14 protein-coding genes are annotated in these 15831 nt (G+C 68.9%); 9 read left to right on the top strand and 5 right to left on the bottom strand.

The features are described from left to right. The first annotated feature begins 57 nt into the window (after positions 1–57). The 7 genes from ACWPN5_RS27940 (at position 58) to ACWPN5_RS27910 (ending at position 10303) form a co-directional block, all read left to right on the top strand. Positions 58–1236 (top strand): GNAT family N-acetyltransferase, encoded by a 1179-nt coding sequence (locus tag ACWPN5_RS27940; RefSeq protein ID WP_492298641.1) that lies wholly within the window; start codon positions 58–60, stop codon positions 1234–1236. A gap of 404 nt (positions 1237–1640) precedes the next feature. Next, positions 1641–3035: a nucleotide sugar dehydrogenase gene (locus tag ACWPN5_RS27935; RefSeq protein ID WP_145682051.1), complete on the top strand. Its 1395-nt coding sequence runs from the start codon at positions 1641–1643 to the stop codon at positions 3033–3035. A 43-nt stretch (positions 3036–3078) separates the two neighbouring features. Beyond that, positions 3079–5331, top strand: a complete 2253-nt coding sequence (locus ACWPN5_RS27930) for a GumC family protein (RefSeq protein ID WP_200476931.1) — start codon at positions 3079–3081, stop codon at positions 5329–5331. 169 nt (positions 5332–5500) lie between these two features. Further along, positions 5501–6931, top strand: coding sequence for an O-antigen ligase family protein (locus tag ACWPN5_RS27925; protein ID WP_145674102.1), 1431 nt, complete (start codon positions 5501–5503; stop codon positions 6929–6931). Next, positions 6928–8361 (top strand): lipopolysaccharide biosynthesis protein, encoded by a 1434-nt coding sequence (locus ACWPN5_RS27920; RefSeq protein ID WP_492298639.1) that lies wholly within the window; start codon positions 6928–6930, stop codon positions 8359–8361. Before ACWPN5_RS27925 ends, ACWPN5_RS27920 begins: the two co-directional genes overlap by 4 nt. A 35-nt stretch (positions 8362–8396) precedes the next feature. Then, positions 8397–9320 carry a glycosyltransferase family 2 protein gene (locus tag ACWPN5_RS27915; RefSeq protein WP_145682047.1) on the top strand — a complete coding sequence of 308 codons (924 nt, stop codon included), beginning with the start codon at positions 8397–8399 and terminating at the stop codon, positions 9318–9320. Further along, on the top strand, positions 9317–10303 hold the full coding sequence (locus tag ACWPN5_RS27910; protein ID WP_145674096.1) for a glycosyltransferase family 2 protein: 987 nt from the start codon (positions 9317–9319) through the stop codon (positions 10301–10303). Before ACWPN5_RS27915 ends, ACWPN5_RS27910 begins: the two co-directional genes overlap by 4 nt. Before the next feature lie 118 nt (positions 10304–10421). Here the strand turns inward: ACWPN5_RS27910 and ACWPN5_RS27905 are convergent, their stop codons facing one another. Both ACWPN5_RS27905 and otnI read right to left on the bottom strand, forming a co-directional pair. Continuing rightward, positions 10422–11312 carry an AEC family transporter gene (locus ACWPN5_RS27905; protein ID WP_200477764.1) on the bottom strand — a complete coding sequence of 297 codons (891 nt, stop codon included), beginning with the start codon at positions 11310–11312 and terminating at the stop codon, positions 10422–10424. Between the two features lie 2 nt (positions 11313–11314). Beyond that, positions 11315–12103: a 2-oxo-tetronate isomerase gene (gene otnI, locus ACWPN5_RS27900; RefSeq protein WP_492298637.1), complete on the bottom strand. Its 789-nt coding sequence runs from the start codon at positions 12101–12103 to the stop codon at positions 11315–11317. 213 nt (positions 12104–12316) lie between these two features. On the opposite strand from otnI, the gene ACWPN5_RS27895 reads away from it, so the two are divergent. Continuing rightward, entirely contained in the window at positions 12317–13345 is a 1029-nt protein-coding gene (locus ACWPN5_RS27895; protein WP_492298636.1) for an AbrB family transcriptional regulator, read from the top strand. A gap of 9 nt (positions 13346–13354) precedes the next feature. Here the strand turns inward: ACWPN5_RS27895 and ACWPN5_RS27890 are convergent, their stop codons facing one another. From ACWPN5_RS27890 to ACWPN5_RS27880, 3 genes are all read right to left on the bottom strand, one after another. After that, complete coding sequence (locus tag ACWPN5_RS27890; RefSeq protein WP_492298634.1) at positions 13355–13519, bottom strand: hypothetical protein; 165 nt, start codon at positions 13517–13519, stop codon at positions 13355–13357. A 1-nt stretch (position 13520) separates the two neighbouring features. Then, positions 13521–14069 (bottom strand): hypothetical protein, encoded by a 549-nt coding sequence (locus tag ACWPN5_RS27885; RefSeq protein WP_492298632.1) that lies wholly within the window; start codon positions 14067–14069, stop codon positions 13521–13523. A 178-nt stretch (positions 14070–14247) separates the two neighbouring features. Then, positions 14248–14856: a flavodoxin family protein gene (locus tag ACWPN5_RS27880; protein WP_492298631.1), complete on the bottom strand. Its 609-nt coding sequence runs from the start codon at positions 14854–14856 to the stop codon at positions 14248–14250. A gap of 188 nt (positions 14857–15044) precedes the next feature. Here ACWPN5_RS27880 and ACWPN5_RS27875 point away from each other — a divergent pair, with 188 nt between their 5' ends. Next, complete coding sequence (locus ACWPN5_RS27875; protein WP_041813439.1) at positions 15045–15809, top strand: M48 family metallopeptidase; 765 nt, start codon at positions 15045–15047, stop codon at positions 15807–15809. The last annotated feature ends 22 nt before the right edge of the window (positions 15810–15831 follow it).

The following is a 15831-nucleotide window of genomic DNA, read 5'->3' as shown; positions in this document are numbered from 1 at the left end:
TCCGCGGGCGAGCCGCGGGCCGGGCAAGGGATGGCGCGTTCGAACAAGGGGGGGCATGTGAGCACCAGCAGCAGCACCGTCGGTCAGTCGATCACCGACCGGCTGAAGAAAACCGTTTTCCGTTTCGACACTTCCGACAAGGGGGAGTTGCGCGGCTTCCAGCGCAAGATGTTCGGGGAACGGGTCTGGCAGGTGGACGAAGCCTACAACCGCTGGCTCTTCGACGAGGTGCCCGACCGGGACGCGGACGGGCCGCAGGTCTGGGTGTGCAAGCGGCAGGGGCAGATCGTCGGCCAGCAATGCGGGATTCCCTTCCGCCTGAAGGCGCGGGATCGGGAAATCCCGGCCTCCTGGGCCAACAGCCTGATGGTCCTGCCGGAATGGCGGATGCGCGGCGCCTTCACGCCCCTGGCGGAAGCGCAGCTCGACAGCCGTCCGCTGGCCATGGCCATCCACATCTCGGACTCCGCGTACAAGGCCTACAGCAAGGCCGGCTGGATCGACATCGGCGCCCTGCCCGCCTACGTCTTCCCGCTGGACACGCGGCGCTGCCTGGAGGCGTCGTCGCTCCAGGGCCGCATGCGGACCATCGGCACGATCGCCGGGCCGGCCCTGCACGGGGCGCGGATCGGCGGCCATCTGCTGAGCCGGGCGACAGGCGCGCGGTTCGAGGAGATCGGGCGGTTCGACGGGCGGGCCGACGCCATCTGGCGGCGCGCCTCCCCGCATTACCCGCTGATCGCGTTGCGCGACCTGACGCATCTGCGCTGGCGCTACGACGCGATCCCCTGCGCCTCGGACTACCGCCGCTTCATCCTGACGCGCGGGGGAGAGCCGCTGGGCTACGTCGTTCTGCGCCGCGAGACCTGGCGCAAGGAGCCCTGCCTCGCCATCGTCGATTACCTGTGCGAGCCGAAGTGGCTGTGGGTCCTGCTGAGCCACACGCTGCGCATCGCCGCGACGGAACGGGCGACCGCCCTGATCTGCCGGACGCTGAACACGCGGGCGGAGCGGACCTTCCTCGCCATGGGCATGATGAAGGTGCCGGACCGCGTCGGCTTCCCGGTGCGGGTGATGGCGCACGCCGGACCGGACGCCGGCATCGACCGCGAGGCGTTCGCCGACCGCGGCAACTGGCTGCTGACCATGGGCGACGGCGACGCCAGCTTCCTGATGCACAACACGTTGCCCGAGACCGCCGGGCTGCAACCGGAGGGAGTCGCCGTCCAGAGATGACCGCGGTGCGAAGGAGCCGTCCGGCCGCTGTCGCGCCGGTCTGGCTCCTTTCGTCTATTCTGCCCGTGGTTACTCAAAAGGGATTAATAAAGCACCTTTCGGGATGGTCATCCCGAAAGTCTCACGAGAAAGGTCACCCGGTCAACTGACGGTAGTTCGGCCTTTTACGACGTTTACGGCTCCCCCTTTTTCTATCACGATTGCTGGGTGCTTAGACAAAGCAGCCTAATGTATTCGGTGAGAGGAAACGCCGATCGATCAGTCTTATGAACAGCAAAAGCCAAGGCCCGATGTCAGAACCGGACCTTGGCTTCGGTTTTGTGTCGGTAGAATTGATCTGAGAGATACAGCGCGAATAACGGTGAAACCTCTACGAACAAGAGAGTCGGAAAAGGAGACGTCTTATGTCGAGCAATGAGTTTGCCGACCTGTTGGTGAGCGGGGGTTCGGTCGGCACGTCCGGCATTCCGGAAGCTCTGGCGACGCTGGAGTCGAAGATCGCGGCGGGCACCGCCAGCGTCGGCGTCATCGGCCTGGGTTACGTCGGCCTGCCTCTGGCGCGGCTGTTCGCGCGGGCCGGCTTCTCGGTGACGGGCTTCGACATCGATCCGGAAAAGGTCGCCAGCCTGAACGGCGGCACCTCCTACATCGGCACCGTGTCGACCGACGAGGTCCGCGGCATGATCGAGGAGGGCCGCTTCACGGCCACGGCGAACTTCCAGTCGCTGGCCGACATGGACGCCATCGTCATCTGCGTGCCGACGCCGCTCACTCGCAACCGCGAGCCGGACATGAGCTGCATCGAGGTCACCACCCGGCAGATCGCCCAGGTGATGCGCCCCGGCCAGCTGATCGTCCTCGAATCGACCACCTACCCCGGCACGACGCGCGAAGTCGTGCGCCCGATCCTGGAGAAGACCGGCCTCGTCAGCGGCACGGACTTCCTGCTGGCCTTCTCGCCGGAGCGCGAGGACCCGGGCAACGAGACCTTCACCACCGCCCGCATCCCGAAGATCGTCGGCGGCGAGGACCCCAACGCCCTGCGCATCGCCTGCTCGATGTACGGCCGTGCGCTGGAGCGTGTGATCCCGGTCTCGTCGCTGGAAGCGGCCGAGGCGGTGAAGCTGACCGAGAACATCTTCCGCTGCGTCAACATCGCGCTCGTCAACGAGCTGAAGGTCGTCTACGACGCGATGGGCATCGACGTGTGGGAAGTGATCGAGGGCGCCAAGACGAAGCCCTTCGGCTACATGCCCTTCTACCCCGGCCCCGGCCTGGGCGGTCACTGCATCCCGATCGACCCCTTCTACCTGACCTGGAAGGCCCGCGAGTTCGACGTCGCCACCCGCTTCATCGAGCTGGCCGGCGAGATCAACACCCGCATGCCGCATTACGTGGTGGAGCGGCTGTCGCAGGCCATGGACTCCAAGCTCGGCCGCGCGCTGCGCGGGTCGCGCATCCTCGTCTTGGGCGTTGCCTACAAGAAGAACATCGAGGACATGCGCGAAAGCCCGGCGCTGAAGATCATCGATCTTCTGCAGGACCGCGGCTGCGAGGTCTTCTACTACGACCCGCACGTGCCGGAGCTTCCGGAGACGCGCCGTCTGGCCCGCATGGCCGGCACGCCGTCGGTCGCGCTGGAGGAAATCCAGGAAGGCGCCTTCGACGCCGCGATCCTGTGCACCGACCATGACTCCTTCGATCTGAAGGCCTTCCTGGACGGGCTGCCGCTGATCGTCGACACCCGCAACGCCTTCGGCAAGGCGGGCATCGTCGACGAGAAGATCGTGAAGGGCTGACCGCCGGCCTGGACCCTCACCGACCGATCCTCAGGAGAATGGGATGGCCGCGTACACTCATGTAGACGGAGCCCTGGGGTCCGAAGCCAGCACCCGGGAGGTCGCGCTCCGCGACCTCCTCCAGGTGCTGCGCCGGCGCCGGAGCACGATCATCGCCAGCGTCCTGTGCTGCACCGCGCTGGCCACCACCGGTGCCCTGCTCTATGAGCCGCGGTTCACCAGCCAGGCCGTGCTCATCATCGACCCGCGCACGACGGAGGTCACGGACATCAACGCCGTGATCTCCAACCTCCCGCGCGAGGCGGCGGCGATCCGGACCGAAATCGACATGATCACCTCGACCGCCACCGCCGCCAAGGTGGTGGACCGGTTGGGGCTGGTCCATGATCCGGAGTTCAACGGCGCCATCGAGCGGCCCTCGGCCATCGACCGCGCCATCGCCGGGATCAACGACACCGTCGGCTACGACCTGTCGCCGCTGCGCCAGCAGATCACCGGCTACCTGAATTCCGCCGGCATCGGCGTCAAGGAGCCGACGTCGCCGGAGAAGGAACGCGCGGCGGTCATCGCCGACGTCCGCCGCGGCCTGTCGGCGACCAGCGACGCGCAGTCCTACACCATCGTCGTCTCCTTCAAGGCGAAGGAGGCAGAGAAGGCCGCGCGCATCGCCAACGCCTTCGTGGACGAGTATCTGCTCGACCAGCTCCAGACCAAGCAGGAGGTCACCCAGCAGGCCAACAAGTGGCTGGAGGACCGCATCAACGAGCTGCGGGCCCAGGTCGAGGTGTCGGACAAGGCGGTGCAGGACTACCGCGCGCAGCAGGGCCTCGTCCTCGGCGGCACCGGCGGCGAGACCTTCCTGTCGCAGCAGCTCGCCGAGCTGAACCGCGCCCTGGTCGTCGCCCAGACGGAGCGCGGCCGGGCGGAGGCGCGGGCGCAGAACGCCCGGATCGTCGCGCGCAGCCCGACCGAGGGCAACGCGGCCGAGGTGCTTGGCTCGCCGCTGATCCAGCGGTTGGGCGAGGAGGAATCGGGCATCGCCCGGCGGCTGGCCGAATACCGCACCCGCTACGGCGACCAGCATCCGGCGGTTCAGGCCTACGTCAACCAGTTGACGAACCTGCGCCAGAAGATGCGCGAGGAAGCCACCAAGATCATGGCGGTCATCAACAACGAGGTCGAGATCGCCCGCGCCCGCGAGCGCGAGCTCGAGGCCGCGTTGAAGAAGCTGACCGCCGAGACCGCCGGCGAGCTGGGCGCCAACGTCCGCCTGGCCCAGTTGCAGCGCGAGGCCGACGCCAACCGCCGCGTCTATGAAGGGCTGCTCCAGCGTCTCGTCGAAACGCGCGAGCAGGACGACCTTCAGCAGCGCGACGCCCGCGTCGTGTCCAAGGCGGAACCGCCGCTGGAGCCGTCGACGCCGGGCAAGAAGCTGTTCGTCGGCGGCGGTCTGGCCGTGGGCTTGCTGATCGGCATGTTCCTGGCCTTCCTGCGCGACCATCTGAACAAGACCTTCCGCAACACACAGCATGTGGAGGAGACGATCGGCGTGCCGGCCATCGGGCTGGTGCCGTCCCTGCCGCATCACAAGAACGCCAAGCCGGAAGACTATGTCCTCGACCGTCCGCGGTCGGAGTACAGCGAGGCGGTGCGCGCCATCGGCGTGTCGCTCTACGCCCGCGGCGCCCTGAACACCGGTTCGGTGGTGATGGTCACCTCCGCCGTTCCCGGCGAGGGCAAGACCACCGTCTGCCTGACCCTGGCGCGCATGCTGGCGGCGTCCGGCCGGCGGGTCCTGCTTCTGGAATGCGACCTGCGCTGCCCGCGCATCGGGAACGTGCTGGGCGACAACGCCCCGGGCGACCTGAGCGACCTGATCGTCGGCAAGGCGGAATGGCAGGACGTGGTCCAGGTGGATGGCCGCAGCGGACTGCACTACGTCGTCGGCCGCCCGCATTGCGACCACCCGCAGGAGCTTCTGGGGTCTGAGAAGCTGGCGAACATCATCAAGTTCGCCTCGCTCGAATACGACTGCGTCATCCTCGACACCCCGCCGATGGCGGTCGTGGCGGACGCGGGCGTGCTGACCCGGTCGGCGACGGAATGCCTGTTCGTGGTGCGCTGGGAGCAGACGCCGCGCGCCGTCGTGCAGCGGGCCATCGAGCGGCTGACCGAGCTGGGCCGCGACGTCACCAGCGTCGTGCTGAGCCGGGTGGACCTGAAGAAGCTGGCCCGCACCGACGCGTCGGAAGAGGCCTACGGCATGAACGAGGCGCGCCGCTACTACACGCGCTGATGGGCAAATCCCCTCTCCCCTCTGGGGAGAGGGTTAGGGTGAGGGGGTTGCCCTTGTGCCGGACGTATCCGTCATGCGCAACCCCCTCACCCTCCCCACCGCTGATGCGGTGGGTCCCCTCCCTCTCCCCGGAGGGGAGAGGGTTTAAAGGGTTCATCGGGGGAACAGGATGAGTGCAACGCCATTTCCGCGAAACCGAGCCGCTCTGGCGGCGGCGCCCGCTGCGGACGCGCCGCCCGCCCGGCCACGGACGCCGCTCCTGCGCAGCGCGGCCGACCTCACGCCCAGCCTGTTCGATCAGGTGGTGTGCGCCATCGGCCTGATCCTGCTGTGGGACGCGCTGCTGTCGGTGATGATGTCCGCGCCCTCGCAGCGCTTCATCCTGCGTGCGGGCGGCGCGCCGGAATCCTCCGGCGACACCATCAAGCAGCTCATCTTCGCCGGCCTCTACGCTACGGCCCTGCTGCGGATCGTCATGCTCCACGGCGTGCGGGCCTTCCGCTATCTCAGCATTCCCATGGCGCTCATGGTGGTGCTGGCGATCGCGTCCAGCCAATGGTCGCATGACCCGTCGCTGACCATCCGCCGCAGCGTGGCCCTGGTCGGCACGACCATCTTCGGCCTCTATGTCGGCCTGTCCTACGGCGAGGTCGCACTCGCCCGGCTGATCCACCGCGCGGTCTTCGTGCTGGCGGTGCTGAGCGCGCTTCTGGCGATCGGCCTGCCGAGCTACGGCCTGATGCCGGCGGAGCAGGGGTCGCAGTGGCGCGGCGTCTTTTCCCACAAGAACGGCCTGGGCGACGCCATGGCCTTCGGCCTGACCGCCGGGCTGTTCGTCCTGCGCTCCCGTCCGGTGACCGACACCATGGCGCTGGTCTGGCGTCTGGGCACCTTCGCCATCATGGCCGGCTGTCTCGCCATGTCCGGTTCCGCGACGGCGCTGATCGTCGCCATGGCCGGCATGACCCTGGTGATGCTGGTCACCCACCGGCAGGACGCCGGGTCGCTGGCGCTGGAACTGTACGGCGGCACCATGGTCATCATGCTGGCCGCCATCTTCGCGCTGCTGAACCTGGAGAGCATCACCGGGCTTCTCGGCCGCGACATCACGCTGACCGGGCGCACGCTGATCTGGGACTTCGCCTTGCGGATGATCGGGCAGCAGCCGGTGCTGGGCTACGGCTTCAGCGCCTTCTGGTCGGGACTGGACGCGCCGGGCGCGCTGTTCTGGCGCACCTCGGGCCGCTTCGACATCCACGCCCACAACGGCTTCATCCAGACGACGCTGGACGTCGGCCTGCTCGGCCTCGGCCTCTTCCTGGTGGCCTATGTGATCTACCTGTCGCGCATCGCCCGGATCGTCCCGGTCGACCGCAGCGGAGCGGCGCGCTGGCACATCGTCTTCGCCATGATGCTCCTGCTCGGCAACGTCGCGGAAAGCAGCCTGCTGATCCAGAACGGCCTGCTGTGGTTCCTCTTCACCGCCTTCCAGACGCGGCTGGCCAAGACGGTCCACGCCCACGCCCTGACGCCGCGTCCGGCGGCGGGACGGCGGCCCAAGCTGCAGAACGGCATCCCGGTGGCGGAGTCGCGGTCATGATGTCGAGCGGCTTCGCCTTCTTCGCGACCCGGATCGCCGTCGGCATCCTGGGCTTCGCGGCGGTCGCGGTCTTCTCGCGCATCGTCACGCCGGAGGCCTACGGCCATTACGCGCTGGTGATGGCGGCGGCGGCGGCGATCAACGCCTGCGGCTTCTCCTGGATGGGCCTGTTCGTCCTGCGCAAATGCGGCGGCGACGCGGCGGAGCGGGACGCCTGGCTCTCCACCGTGGTCACCGCTTTCCTGGTGGTGGCCTGCGGGGTGCTCGCCATCCTGGGCGCGGTGGTCGCCTTCTATCCGGGCATGAACGGCATCGACTATGTGCTGTATCTGCCGGTGATCGCGATCCTGATCTCCTGGTTCGACCTGTCGATCCAGATGTCGCGGGCGCGGCTGAGGGGCTCGGTCTTCGCGGCCAAGTCCTTCGCCAAGGCGCTGTTCGGGCTGGCGCTCGGCTCCGCCTTCGTGCTGATCGGCTGGAAGGAGGAGGGGCTGCTGCTCGGCACCAGCATCGGCTTCCTGCTGGTCACCGCGATCTGGCTGCGCTCCGACCTGAAAGGCATCTCGCTGCGCTGGCCGGCGCGGGAGCGGGTCGGCCTGCTGCTGACCTTCGGCGGTCCGCTGATGCTGAGCCTGATGGTCGGCTGGGCGCTCGATTTCGCCGACCGCTTCCTGATCTATTGGTTCATCGGCGAGGCGGCGGCCGGCGCCTACGCCATGGCCTTCGACCTCGCCAAGCAGCCGATCATGCTGGTGGCCTCGGCGGCCTCGCTGGTCACGCTGCCGATGGCGTCGCGCGCCTTCGACAGCGCCGGCCCGCGCGCCGCGCGCCCGATCATGGCGCAGAACCTGACGATCCTGCTGCTGGTCTGCCTACCGCTGGTGCTGATGGAGGTGATCTCCGCCCAGGGCATCGTCGGGCTGCTGCTCGGCGAGGCGTACCGCGAGACCGGCGCGGCGATCATGCCGCTCGTCGCCCTGTCGGTCTTCATCAGCATCCTGCGCATCTATCACTTCGACCTGTCGCTGCACCTGACCAAGAAGACCGGATACATCCTGAAGCTGACCATGCTGACGGCGGTGCTGAACGTCGGCGCCAACCTGGTCCTGATCCCGCGCTTCGGGGTGATCGGGGCGGCCTACGGCTCGCTGGCGGCCCAGCTCGGCTGGGTGGTGGCCGCGGCCATCCTGATGCCGCGCGCCGGCGTCCTGGCGGTGCCGGTGAAGGATCTTCTCAAGGTGACCACCGCCGCCCTGCTCTTCGCCGCCGGGCTGAAGGTCGCGGCGATGGAAAGCGACCTGCTGCTCGTCCAGCTCGCCCCGGCGGGCAGCCTCTATCTGCTGGCCCTGGCCGTGCTCAACCCCGCCAACCTGATGGGTCAGGTGCGGATCGCGCTGGCCCGGCTGAAACGCACCCGATCCCCGGCATGAACCCCATGAACAGGCGTGAGGAAGGAACAGGCATCATGTCGAAAAAGCTGGTGGTTTGCGTGTGCACCTACCGCAGGCCGAAGGATCTTCACCGCACGCTGCTGTCGCTGGAGGGGCTGACCTTCAACCCCGACGCCCCGCTGGACGTCGAAGTGCTGGTGGTGGACAACGACCCGGCGCGCTCCGCCGAACCGCTGTGCCGGGAGATGGCGCAGGATTGGCGCTTCCCCATCCGCTACGCGGTGGAGCCGGTGCCGGGCATTCCCGCCGCCCGCAACCGCTGCCTGGACGAGACCACGGACGCCGACCTGATCGCCTTCATCGACGACGACGAGGTGGCGAGCCCCGGCTGGCTGGACTGGCTGGTCACCGCCATGGAGCGCACCGGCGCCGCCGTGGTCGCCGGCCCCGTCCTGCCGATTTACGAGAAGCGCCCGCCCGACTGGCTGACCAAGGGCCGCTTCCACGACCTGCAGCGCATGCCCACGGGCAGCGAGCCGGCCTATTGCGCGACCGGAAATGTGCTGTTCCGCCGTTCCATCTTGAAGGGCGGCGTGCGCTTCGACCCGGAGCTGAGCCTGTCCGGCGGCAGCGATGTGCTGTTCTTCGAGCAGATCCGTCGGCAGGGCCACCGCATCGTGTGGTGCGACGAGGCGACCATCGAGGAGCATGTGCCGGCCAGCCGCATGACCGCGCGCTGGATCCTGCGCCGCGCCTTCCGGCTCGGCACCTGCGTGTCGCTGACCGAGGCCAAGCTGAACGGCCAGCGCCGCACGCTGGTCAAGCGTTCCACGCTGGGCCTCGCGCACATCGCGCTGAACATCGCCGCCCTGCCGCTGGTGCCGATGGTGATGGCCTTCGACACGAGCTGGCCGATCCGCCGCCTCCAGAAGATCTGCGTCGGCAGCGGTTATCTCTACGGCCTGATGGGCTTCCAATATCTGGAGTACAAGCGATGAAGGACGTTGCGATGAACGGCGGTGAGGCGAAGAACGGGACGGCGGAGGCTCCACCCGTCACCGTCAGCGCGGTCATCCCGACGCGCAACCGCCCGCATCTCGTGCTGAACGCCGTCGCGAGCGTGCGCGCCCAGACGCTCAAGGACGTCGAGATCGTCGTCGTCGTCGACGGGCCGGACCCCGCCACCGTCGCGGCGCTGGAGGCGGTGGAGGACCGCCGCCTGCGCATCGTGCAGAACCCGGCGTCGCTCGGCCCCGCAGGCGCGCGCAACGCCGGTGTGCAGGCGGCGCTGGGCGAGTGGATCGCCTTCCTGGACGACGACGATTCCTGGGCGCCGGAGAAGCTGGAACGGCAGCTCGCCGCCGCCAAGGCGTCGGGCGCCAAGCTGCCGGTGGTCTCCTGCAGCACCAGCGTCAGCATCGGCGAGCGCCGCTACGTCTGGCCGCAGCGCCGGCCGGAGCCGGGCGAGCCGATCAGCGATTACCTGATCGACCGCCGCAGCCCGCTGTCCCGCCCCGGCTATCTCGCCACCCCGACCATCATGGTGCCGCGCTCGCTGGCGCTCGCCGTGCCGATGCCGGACTACCGCCATTTCGAGGATTGGGGCTGGCTGTTCCGCGCGCTGGATCAACCCGGCGCGGAGCTGGTCTTCGTCGACGAGCCGCTGTGCTTCGTGGAGATTGACGAGGGCCGCGCCTCGCTTCATTCGGTGGACGACTGGCGCCAGGCCTTCGAATGGGCGCGCACGCACCGTCCGCTGATGACCGGCAACGCCTACGCCGCCTTCCTGATGACCAAGGTCGTCGGCATGGCCCGCCGCGAGGGCGATTGGAACGCCGTCCGTCGCCTGCTGGCCGAGGCGACGCGGGCGGGCGACCCGAAGATGCGGCATTACCTGATGTTCTTCGGGACCTGCGTGGTGCCGCCGTCCTTCCACCGCCGGGTCCGCGCGGCGACCCATTCGGACGCCGCGACGGCATGAGGTGAGGGCGTTTGCCCCCTCCCCGGCCCTCCCCCGCTGCGCGGTGGAGGGAGATTATCCCCTCCCTCGCGCAGCGGGGGAGGGTTAGGGAGGGGGCAACAACACCCCCCTCCCCTCTTCACATCACCACGGCCAGCAGCAGCGGCAGCGTCAGGAACGACAGCGCCGTGGAGCCCAGCACCATCCCGGCGACCTCCTGCGGCGCGTTGTTGTAGCGCAGCGCCCAGAGGTAGTTGAACACCGCCACCGGCATGGTGCTTTCCAGCAGTACGACGCCGCGCATCGTGCCCTCCAGGTCCAGCAGTTCCACCACCGCCAGCCCGGCGGCGAAGCCGAGCAGCAGGCGCAGCGCCGACATGGCGAGCGACCGCAGCATGCCCTGCATCCGCAAGCCCGCCAGCGCCACCCCCAGCGAGAACAGCATCAGCGGCACCGCGCAGTTGCCGAGCAGCGTCGTCGTGTTGGTCACCCACTGCGGCGGCTGGACGCCGGTCATCAGGACCAGCACGGCCAGCGCGACCGCGTAGATCACCGGGGTGCGCAGCACCTGCTTGGCGTCCGTGCGCCCCGCCGCCAGGGCCGGGCCGATGGTGAACTGGAGGACGGCGAGCGTCGCGAAGAACAGCACCGCCAGCCCCATCCCGGTTTCCCCGAAGGCGAACAGGCAGACGGGAATGCCCATGTTGCCGCCGTTGGGGAAGCTGAGCGCCGGCAGATAGACGCGCAGCGGCAGGCGGCTGGCGAGCAGGATCGGCGTCGCCATCAGCCCGGCCAGCGCCATGCTGCCGACCGAGGCCGCCGCCATGGTCAGCAGATCGTCCCCGCCCAGCGTCAGCCGGGCCAGCGAGGAGAAGACCAGACAGGGGGTGGAGACGTTGATCGCGAAGGTGGTGATGAAGGCGCTGTCGTAGGGCAGCTTGGCGCGGCTCCAGCCGAAGCCGAGGGCGGCGATCAGGAACACCGGCACGACGACGGCGGCGATGCTGGACAGGGGGGCGAGCAGGTCCATGGTCAGCGCGCGGCCCGCGTGGCGGTGGCGTGGAACCAGCCCAACCCGTCCTCCGTCCGCCCGCGGGGCCGGTACTCGCAGCCGATGAAGCCGTGGTAGCCGGTGCCGGCCAGAACCTCGAACAGATAGGGATAGTTGACCTCGCCGCGGTCGGGTTCCTGGCGGTCCGGAATGCCGGCGATCTGCACATGGGCGGTGAGGTCGGCGTTGGCCCGGATGCGCATGGCGAGATCACCCTCGCTGATCTGGCAATGGTAGAGATCGAGCTGGAGCTTCAGGTTCGGTGCCCCCACCGTTTCGATCACCCGACGGGCCAGCGCGGTGCCGTTCATCAGATAGCCCGGCATGTCGCGGTTGTTGATCGGCTCCACCAGCAGCGTCAACCCGGCCTCCGCACAAGCCGCCGCGGCGTGGCGCAGATTGTCGGTGTAAGTCACCAGCGCCGCATCCCGCTCCAGCCCCTCCGGCGGGATGCCGGCCATGCAGTGCAGAAGCCGGTTGCCCAGAACCTTGGCGTAGGCGATGGCCGTCACCACGCCCTCGCGGAACTCCACCTCGCGGCCGGGCAGGCTGGCGATGCCGCGCTCCCCCACCGCCCAGTCGCCGGGCGGCAGATTGAACAGCGCCTGGGTCAGCCCATGGGCGTCCAGCGCCGCCTTGATCCGCTCGGCCGGGGTGTCGTAGGGGAACAGGAACTCCACCGCGTCGAAGCCGGCCGCCGCCGCGGCGCCGAACCGCTCCAGGAAGGGCCGCTCGGTGAACATCATGGACAGGTTGGCGGCGAACCTCATGGCGTCCGTCCCCTGGTTCTTATCGGCATCATCCCCTCCCGCATCGTCTGGGCCGCCGCGGCGGCCGGTTGTTCCGACAATGCAGCAGGCGGACGGTCCGGACAATCGCCGGCCTATGCCGCACACGCTTGTCAGGTGACCGCCCATACCGGTTGCGCGGGATTGCGGGTGACACGCACAGTGCACGACCCTTGCCGCAGCCGGACCCGACGGATGATGAAGCGACTCGCCGCCACCGCCCTGACCCTCCTTCTGGCCGCCCTGGGTGGCGGGCTGTTCGCCTTGGCGGGGCTGCCCGCGGCGTGGCTGATGGGGGCGATGACCGCGGTGGCCGGCGGGGCGCTCGGCGGGTTGAAACTCCGCCTGCCCTCCCCGCTCGGCACAGCCGCCTTCGTGCTGCTGGGCATCTCCATGGGCGCCGGGGTGACGCCGGACACGCTGCACCAGATGGCCTCCTGGCCGCTCAGCATGGCGCTGCTCGCCGGTTCGGTGATGGCCTGCCTCTACGCCTGCTCGGCGTGGCTGGAGCGGGTGCACCGCTGGGACCCGGCGACCGCGCGCTACGCCGCCGTCCCCGGCGCGCTGGGCGCGGTGCTGGTGTTGGCGGCGGAGAGCAGGGCCGATCTGCCGCGGGTGGCGCTGGCGCAGAGCCTGCGGCTGTTCGTCCTGGTCGCCGCCATGCCCTGGCTGTTGGACTTGGTGGCGTCCCCCCCCGGTCTGCCGCCCCGCCCGGCCCTATCCGACCCGGCGGGCGCATTGCCCGAACTGGCGCTTCTGGTCGGTGCCAGCGCCCTGGCCGGGCTGCTGTTCCAGAAACTGCGCGTGCCCGGCGGCGTGCTGCTCGGCGCCATGCTGGGAAGCGCAGTGTTGCACGGCAGCGGCCTCGTCGACCACCGCCTGCCGAACTGGTTGCTCAACGCGGGCTTCGTGGTGACGGGCGCGCTGATCGGGTCGCGCTTCGCCGGGGTCACGCTGGCCTCCCTGCGGGCGGCGCTGCGCCCGTCGCTGGAAAGCGTGGCGCTGGCGCTCGTCCTGTCCTCAATCTTCGCCTGGGCGGGAGGCTGGCTGCTCGGGCTGCCCTTCGGCCAGCTCTGGCTCGCCTACGCGCCGGGCGGGGTGGAGGCGATGACCATCGTGGCCTTCGTGCTCGGCCTCGACACCGCCTTCGTCGGCACGCATCACGTCGTGCGCTTCGCCGGGCTGGGCTTCCTGGCCCGCTGGTGGCAGCCCCGCCGCGGCTGAGCGGACGCCTTACAGCCCGTCGAAAAGCAACTGGGCCGGCGGTTCGGCCTTGCGCTTTTTCTTCTTCTCCTTCGGAGCCTGCTCCGCGTCCTTGGACACCTGTTCCGCCGCCGGTTTGTCCTGCGCCGCCTTATCCTCGGCCACCGCATCCTGGGCGTCCGGGTTCAGGGCCATCTCAACCCGCTCCAGAGGAGCCGGTTCGGGTATGGGCGCATCCGGAGCGGCCTCCACCGGCTCGGGCGCGTGGGCTGGTTCTTCCGCAACCGGCGTTGCGACGGGCGACACGTCCTCCGCCGCAGCCTCCTGGACCGACTTCCACGGCCGCGTCCTCGGCCGGCTTGGCCGCCTTTTTCTTCTTCGGACGGGCCGGGCGCGGCTCAATGCCCACCCCGTCCTTGACGCGGGCCTTGGCTTTGTCGCGGGCGACGGCCTCCGGAGCGTTCGGGTCGTCGTTCAGCCACTTGCCGCGCTTGATGACCTCATTCACGCGGCCCTGGTTGACGCTGAGCTGGAACGCGATCTCCTGCTGCGTCATGTCGGTGGTGCGGTGAAGCTCCAGAATCTGCGCGGCAAGTTCCGGGGTCATCTTCTTGCCGACGACGCGCCGCGCCGGACGGATCGACCGCTGGGCCTTGTCGCGTTCGCGCAGCTTGCCCAGGATCTCCAGGGCCTCCGTGTTGCCCGCCGTCTTCAAGGCTTCTTCGAATTCCTTGAGCGTCGCCACCCGTTCCTCCTGCCACCATCCACCCGCGGCGACACCATCGCATCGCCGGCCTACAAGACAGACTATACATGGAATCGCGCGGGCGGTTGAGAAGCCTCTTTCCCGGATATCCACAGAATGGCACGGGCGGGAAAGGGCGGCGATGCGACGCTATTAGACGTCTAATCGCCGGGGGCCGTCAGTCGCCCGGATACTGTTTCTCCTTCAAGAAGCGCGCGAGGTGGGCGGCGTTGCGCGCGGCCATCGCCGAGGTGGAAACCACTTTGTCGGGCACCCGGTCCAGATCCTGGAAGTCGGTCTTCTGCATCGCCTCCCCCACCCAGTAGCAGACGGCGTTGGCGGCGAGCGTGAAGCCGACGTCGTTCAGGGCCTGGAACAGCTCCGCCGAAACATGATGGGCACCATCCTCGTTGCCGACCACGGCCACCAGCGCGACCTTGCCGTAGGACACCATGCGGCCCTGGTCGTCCGTCTCGCCCAGAAAGGCGTCCATGCGCTCCAGCACCCGTTTGCACACGCTGGACGGCTGGCCCATCCAGATCGGCGTGCCGAGGATGAGGATGTCCGCCTCCAGCACTTGGCGGCGCAGGTCCGGCCAGGCATCGCCCAGCCCCTCGTCCGAGGTGACGCCGGGCTTCACGTCGTGGTCGGCGACGCGAACCGGCGCGCCCACCGCGACCCCCTGGGCCGCCAGATCCTTCTGGAGCAGGCCGATCATCGCGTCGGTCGAGGACGGCTTTCCCGATGGCTTCAGGGTGCAGTTCAGCGCGAAGGCTTTGATCGGCATGGTGCTCTCCGGACTTTATCCGCCGCGTTCCGGCGGTGACGTGAAGCAACATCCGCCCCTGACAAACGTTGCGGCTTCCGGAACACGGCCACCGAAACCATGACCACCGAATTGCCCCGGCACAGCCCATCCGCCATCGGATAGGATGCGCTGGACAGAACCACAACGGAGGAAGAGCAATGCCGATCATGACCGTCCGACCCCTGTGCCTTGCCGCGGCGCTGGCCGGGTCCCTGGCGCTGGCCGGATGCGCCGGAAACTCGACGGGGCTCGGCCTGAACCTCGTCTCGCAGGAACAACTCGTCGAACTCGGCCAGCAGGACTGGCAGCGCCTGATCCAGTCGACGCCGGCCACCGCCAACGCCAGCTACCAGCGCCGCGCCGAGCAGATTTCGGCCCGCCTGCTGCGCGCCGCCTCGCTCGACCCCGCCGGTTGGGAGGTTCGGGTGTTCCAGGGCAAGGAAGCCAACGCCTTCGCCCTGCCCGGCCAGAAGATCGGCGTCTATGAGGGGCTGTTCCAATACGCCAAGACCGACGCGCAGCTCGCCGCGGTCATCGGTCACGAGATTGCCCACAATCTGGAGGGCCACGCCGCCGAGCGGGTGAGCACCCAGATGGCCACCGATGCCGGCACCAGCATCCTGGGGGCCGTGGCTGGGGCGAGCGGGGTCGGCGGCAGCGAGATGATCGCCGCGGCGCTGGGCACCGGCGCGCAGTACGGCCTGCTGCTGCCCTATTCCCGGAACCAGGAGCTGGCGGCCGACCGCGCCGGTCTGCTGATGATGGCCCGCGCCGGCTACGACCCGCAGGCGGCCATCGAGCTGTGGCAGAACATGAAGCAGGCCGGGGCCGAGCAGCCGACCTTCATGTCCACCCACCCCGGCACGGCGGACCGCATCGCCGCGCTGCAGAAACTGATGCCCGAAGCGAAGGCGGCCTACAAGCCGAGCTGACCGGAGCGGCGGGTGGTGCCGC

Source organism: Azospirillum sp. UENF 211521, from assembly GCF_058780535.1.
Note: the sequence above shows the minus strand (reverse complement) of the source record. Positions and strands in the feature narration are given on the sequence as shown.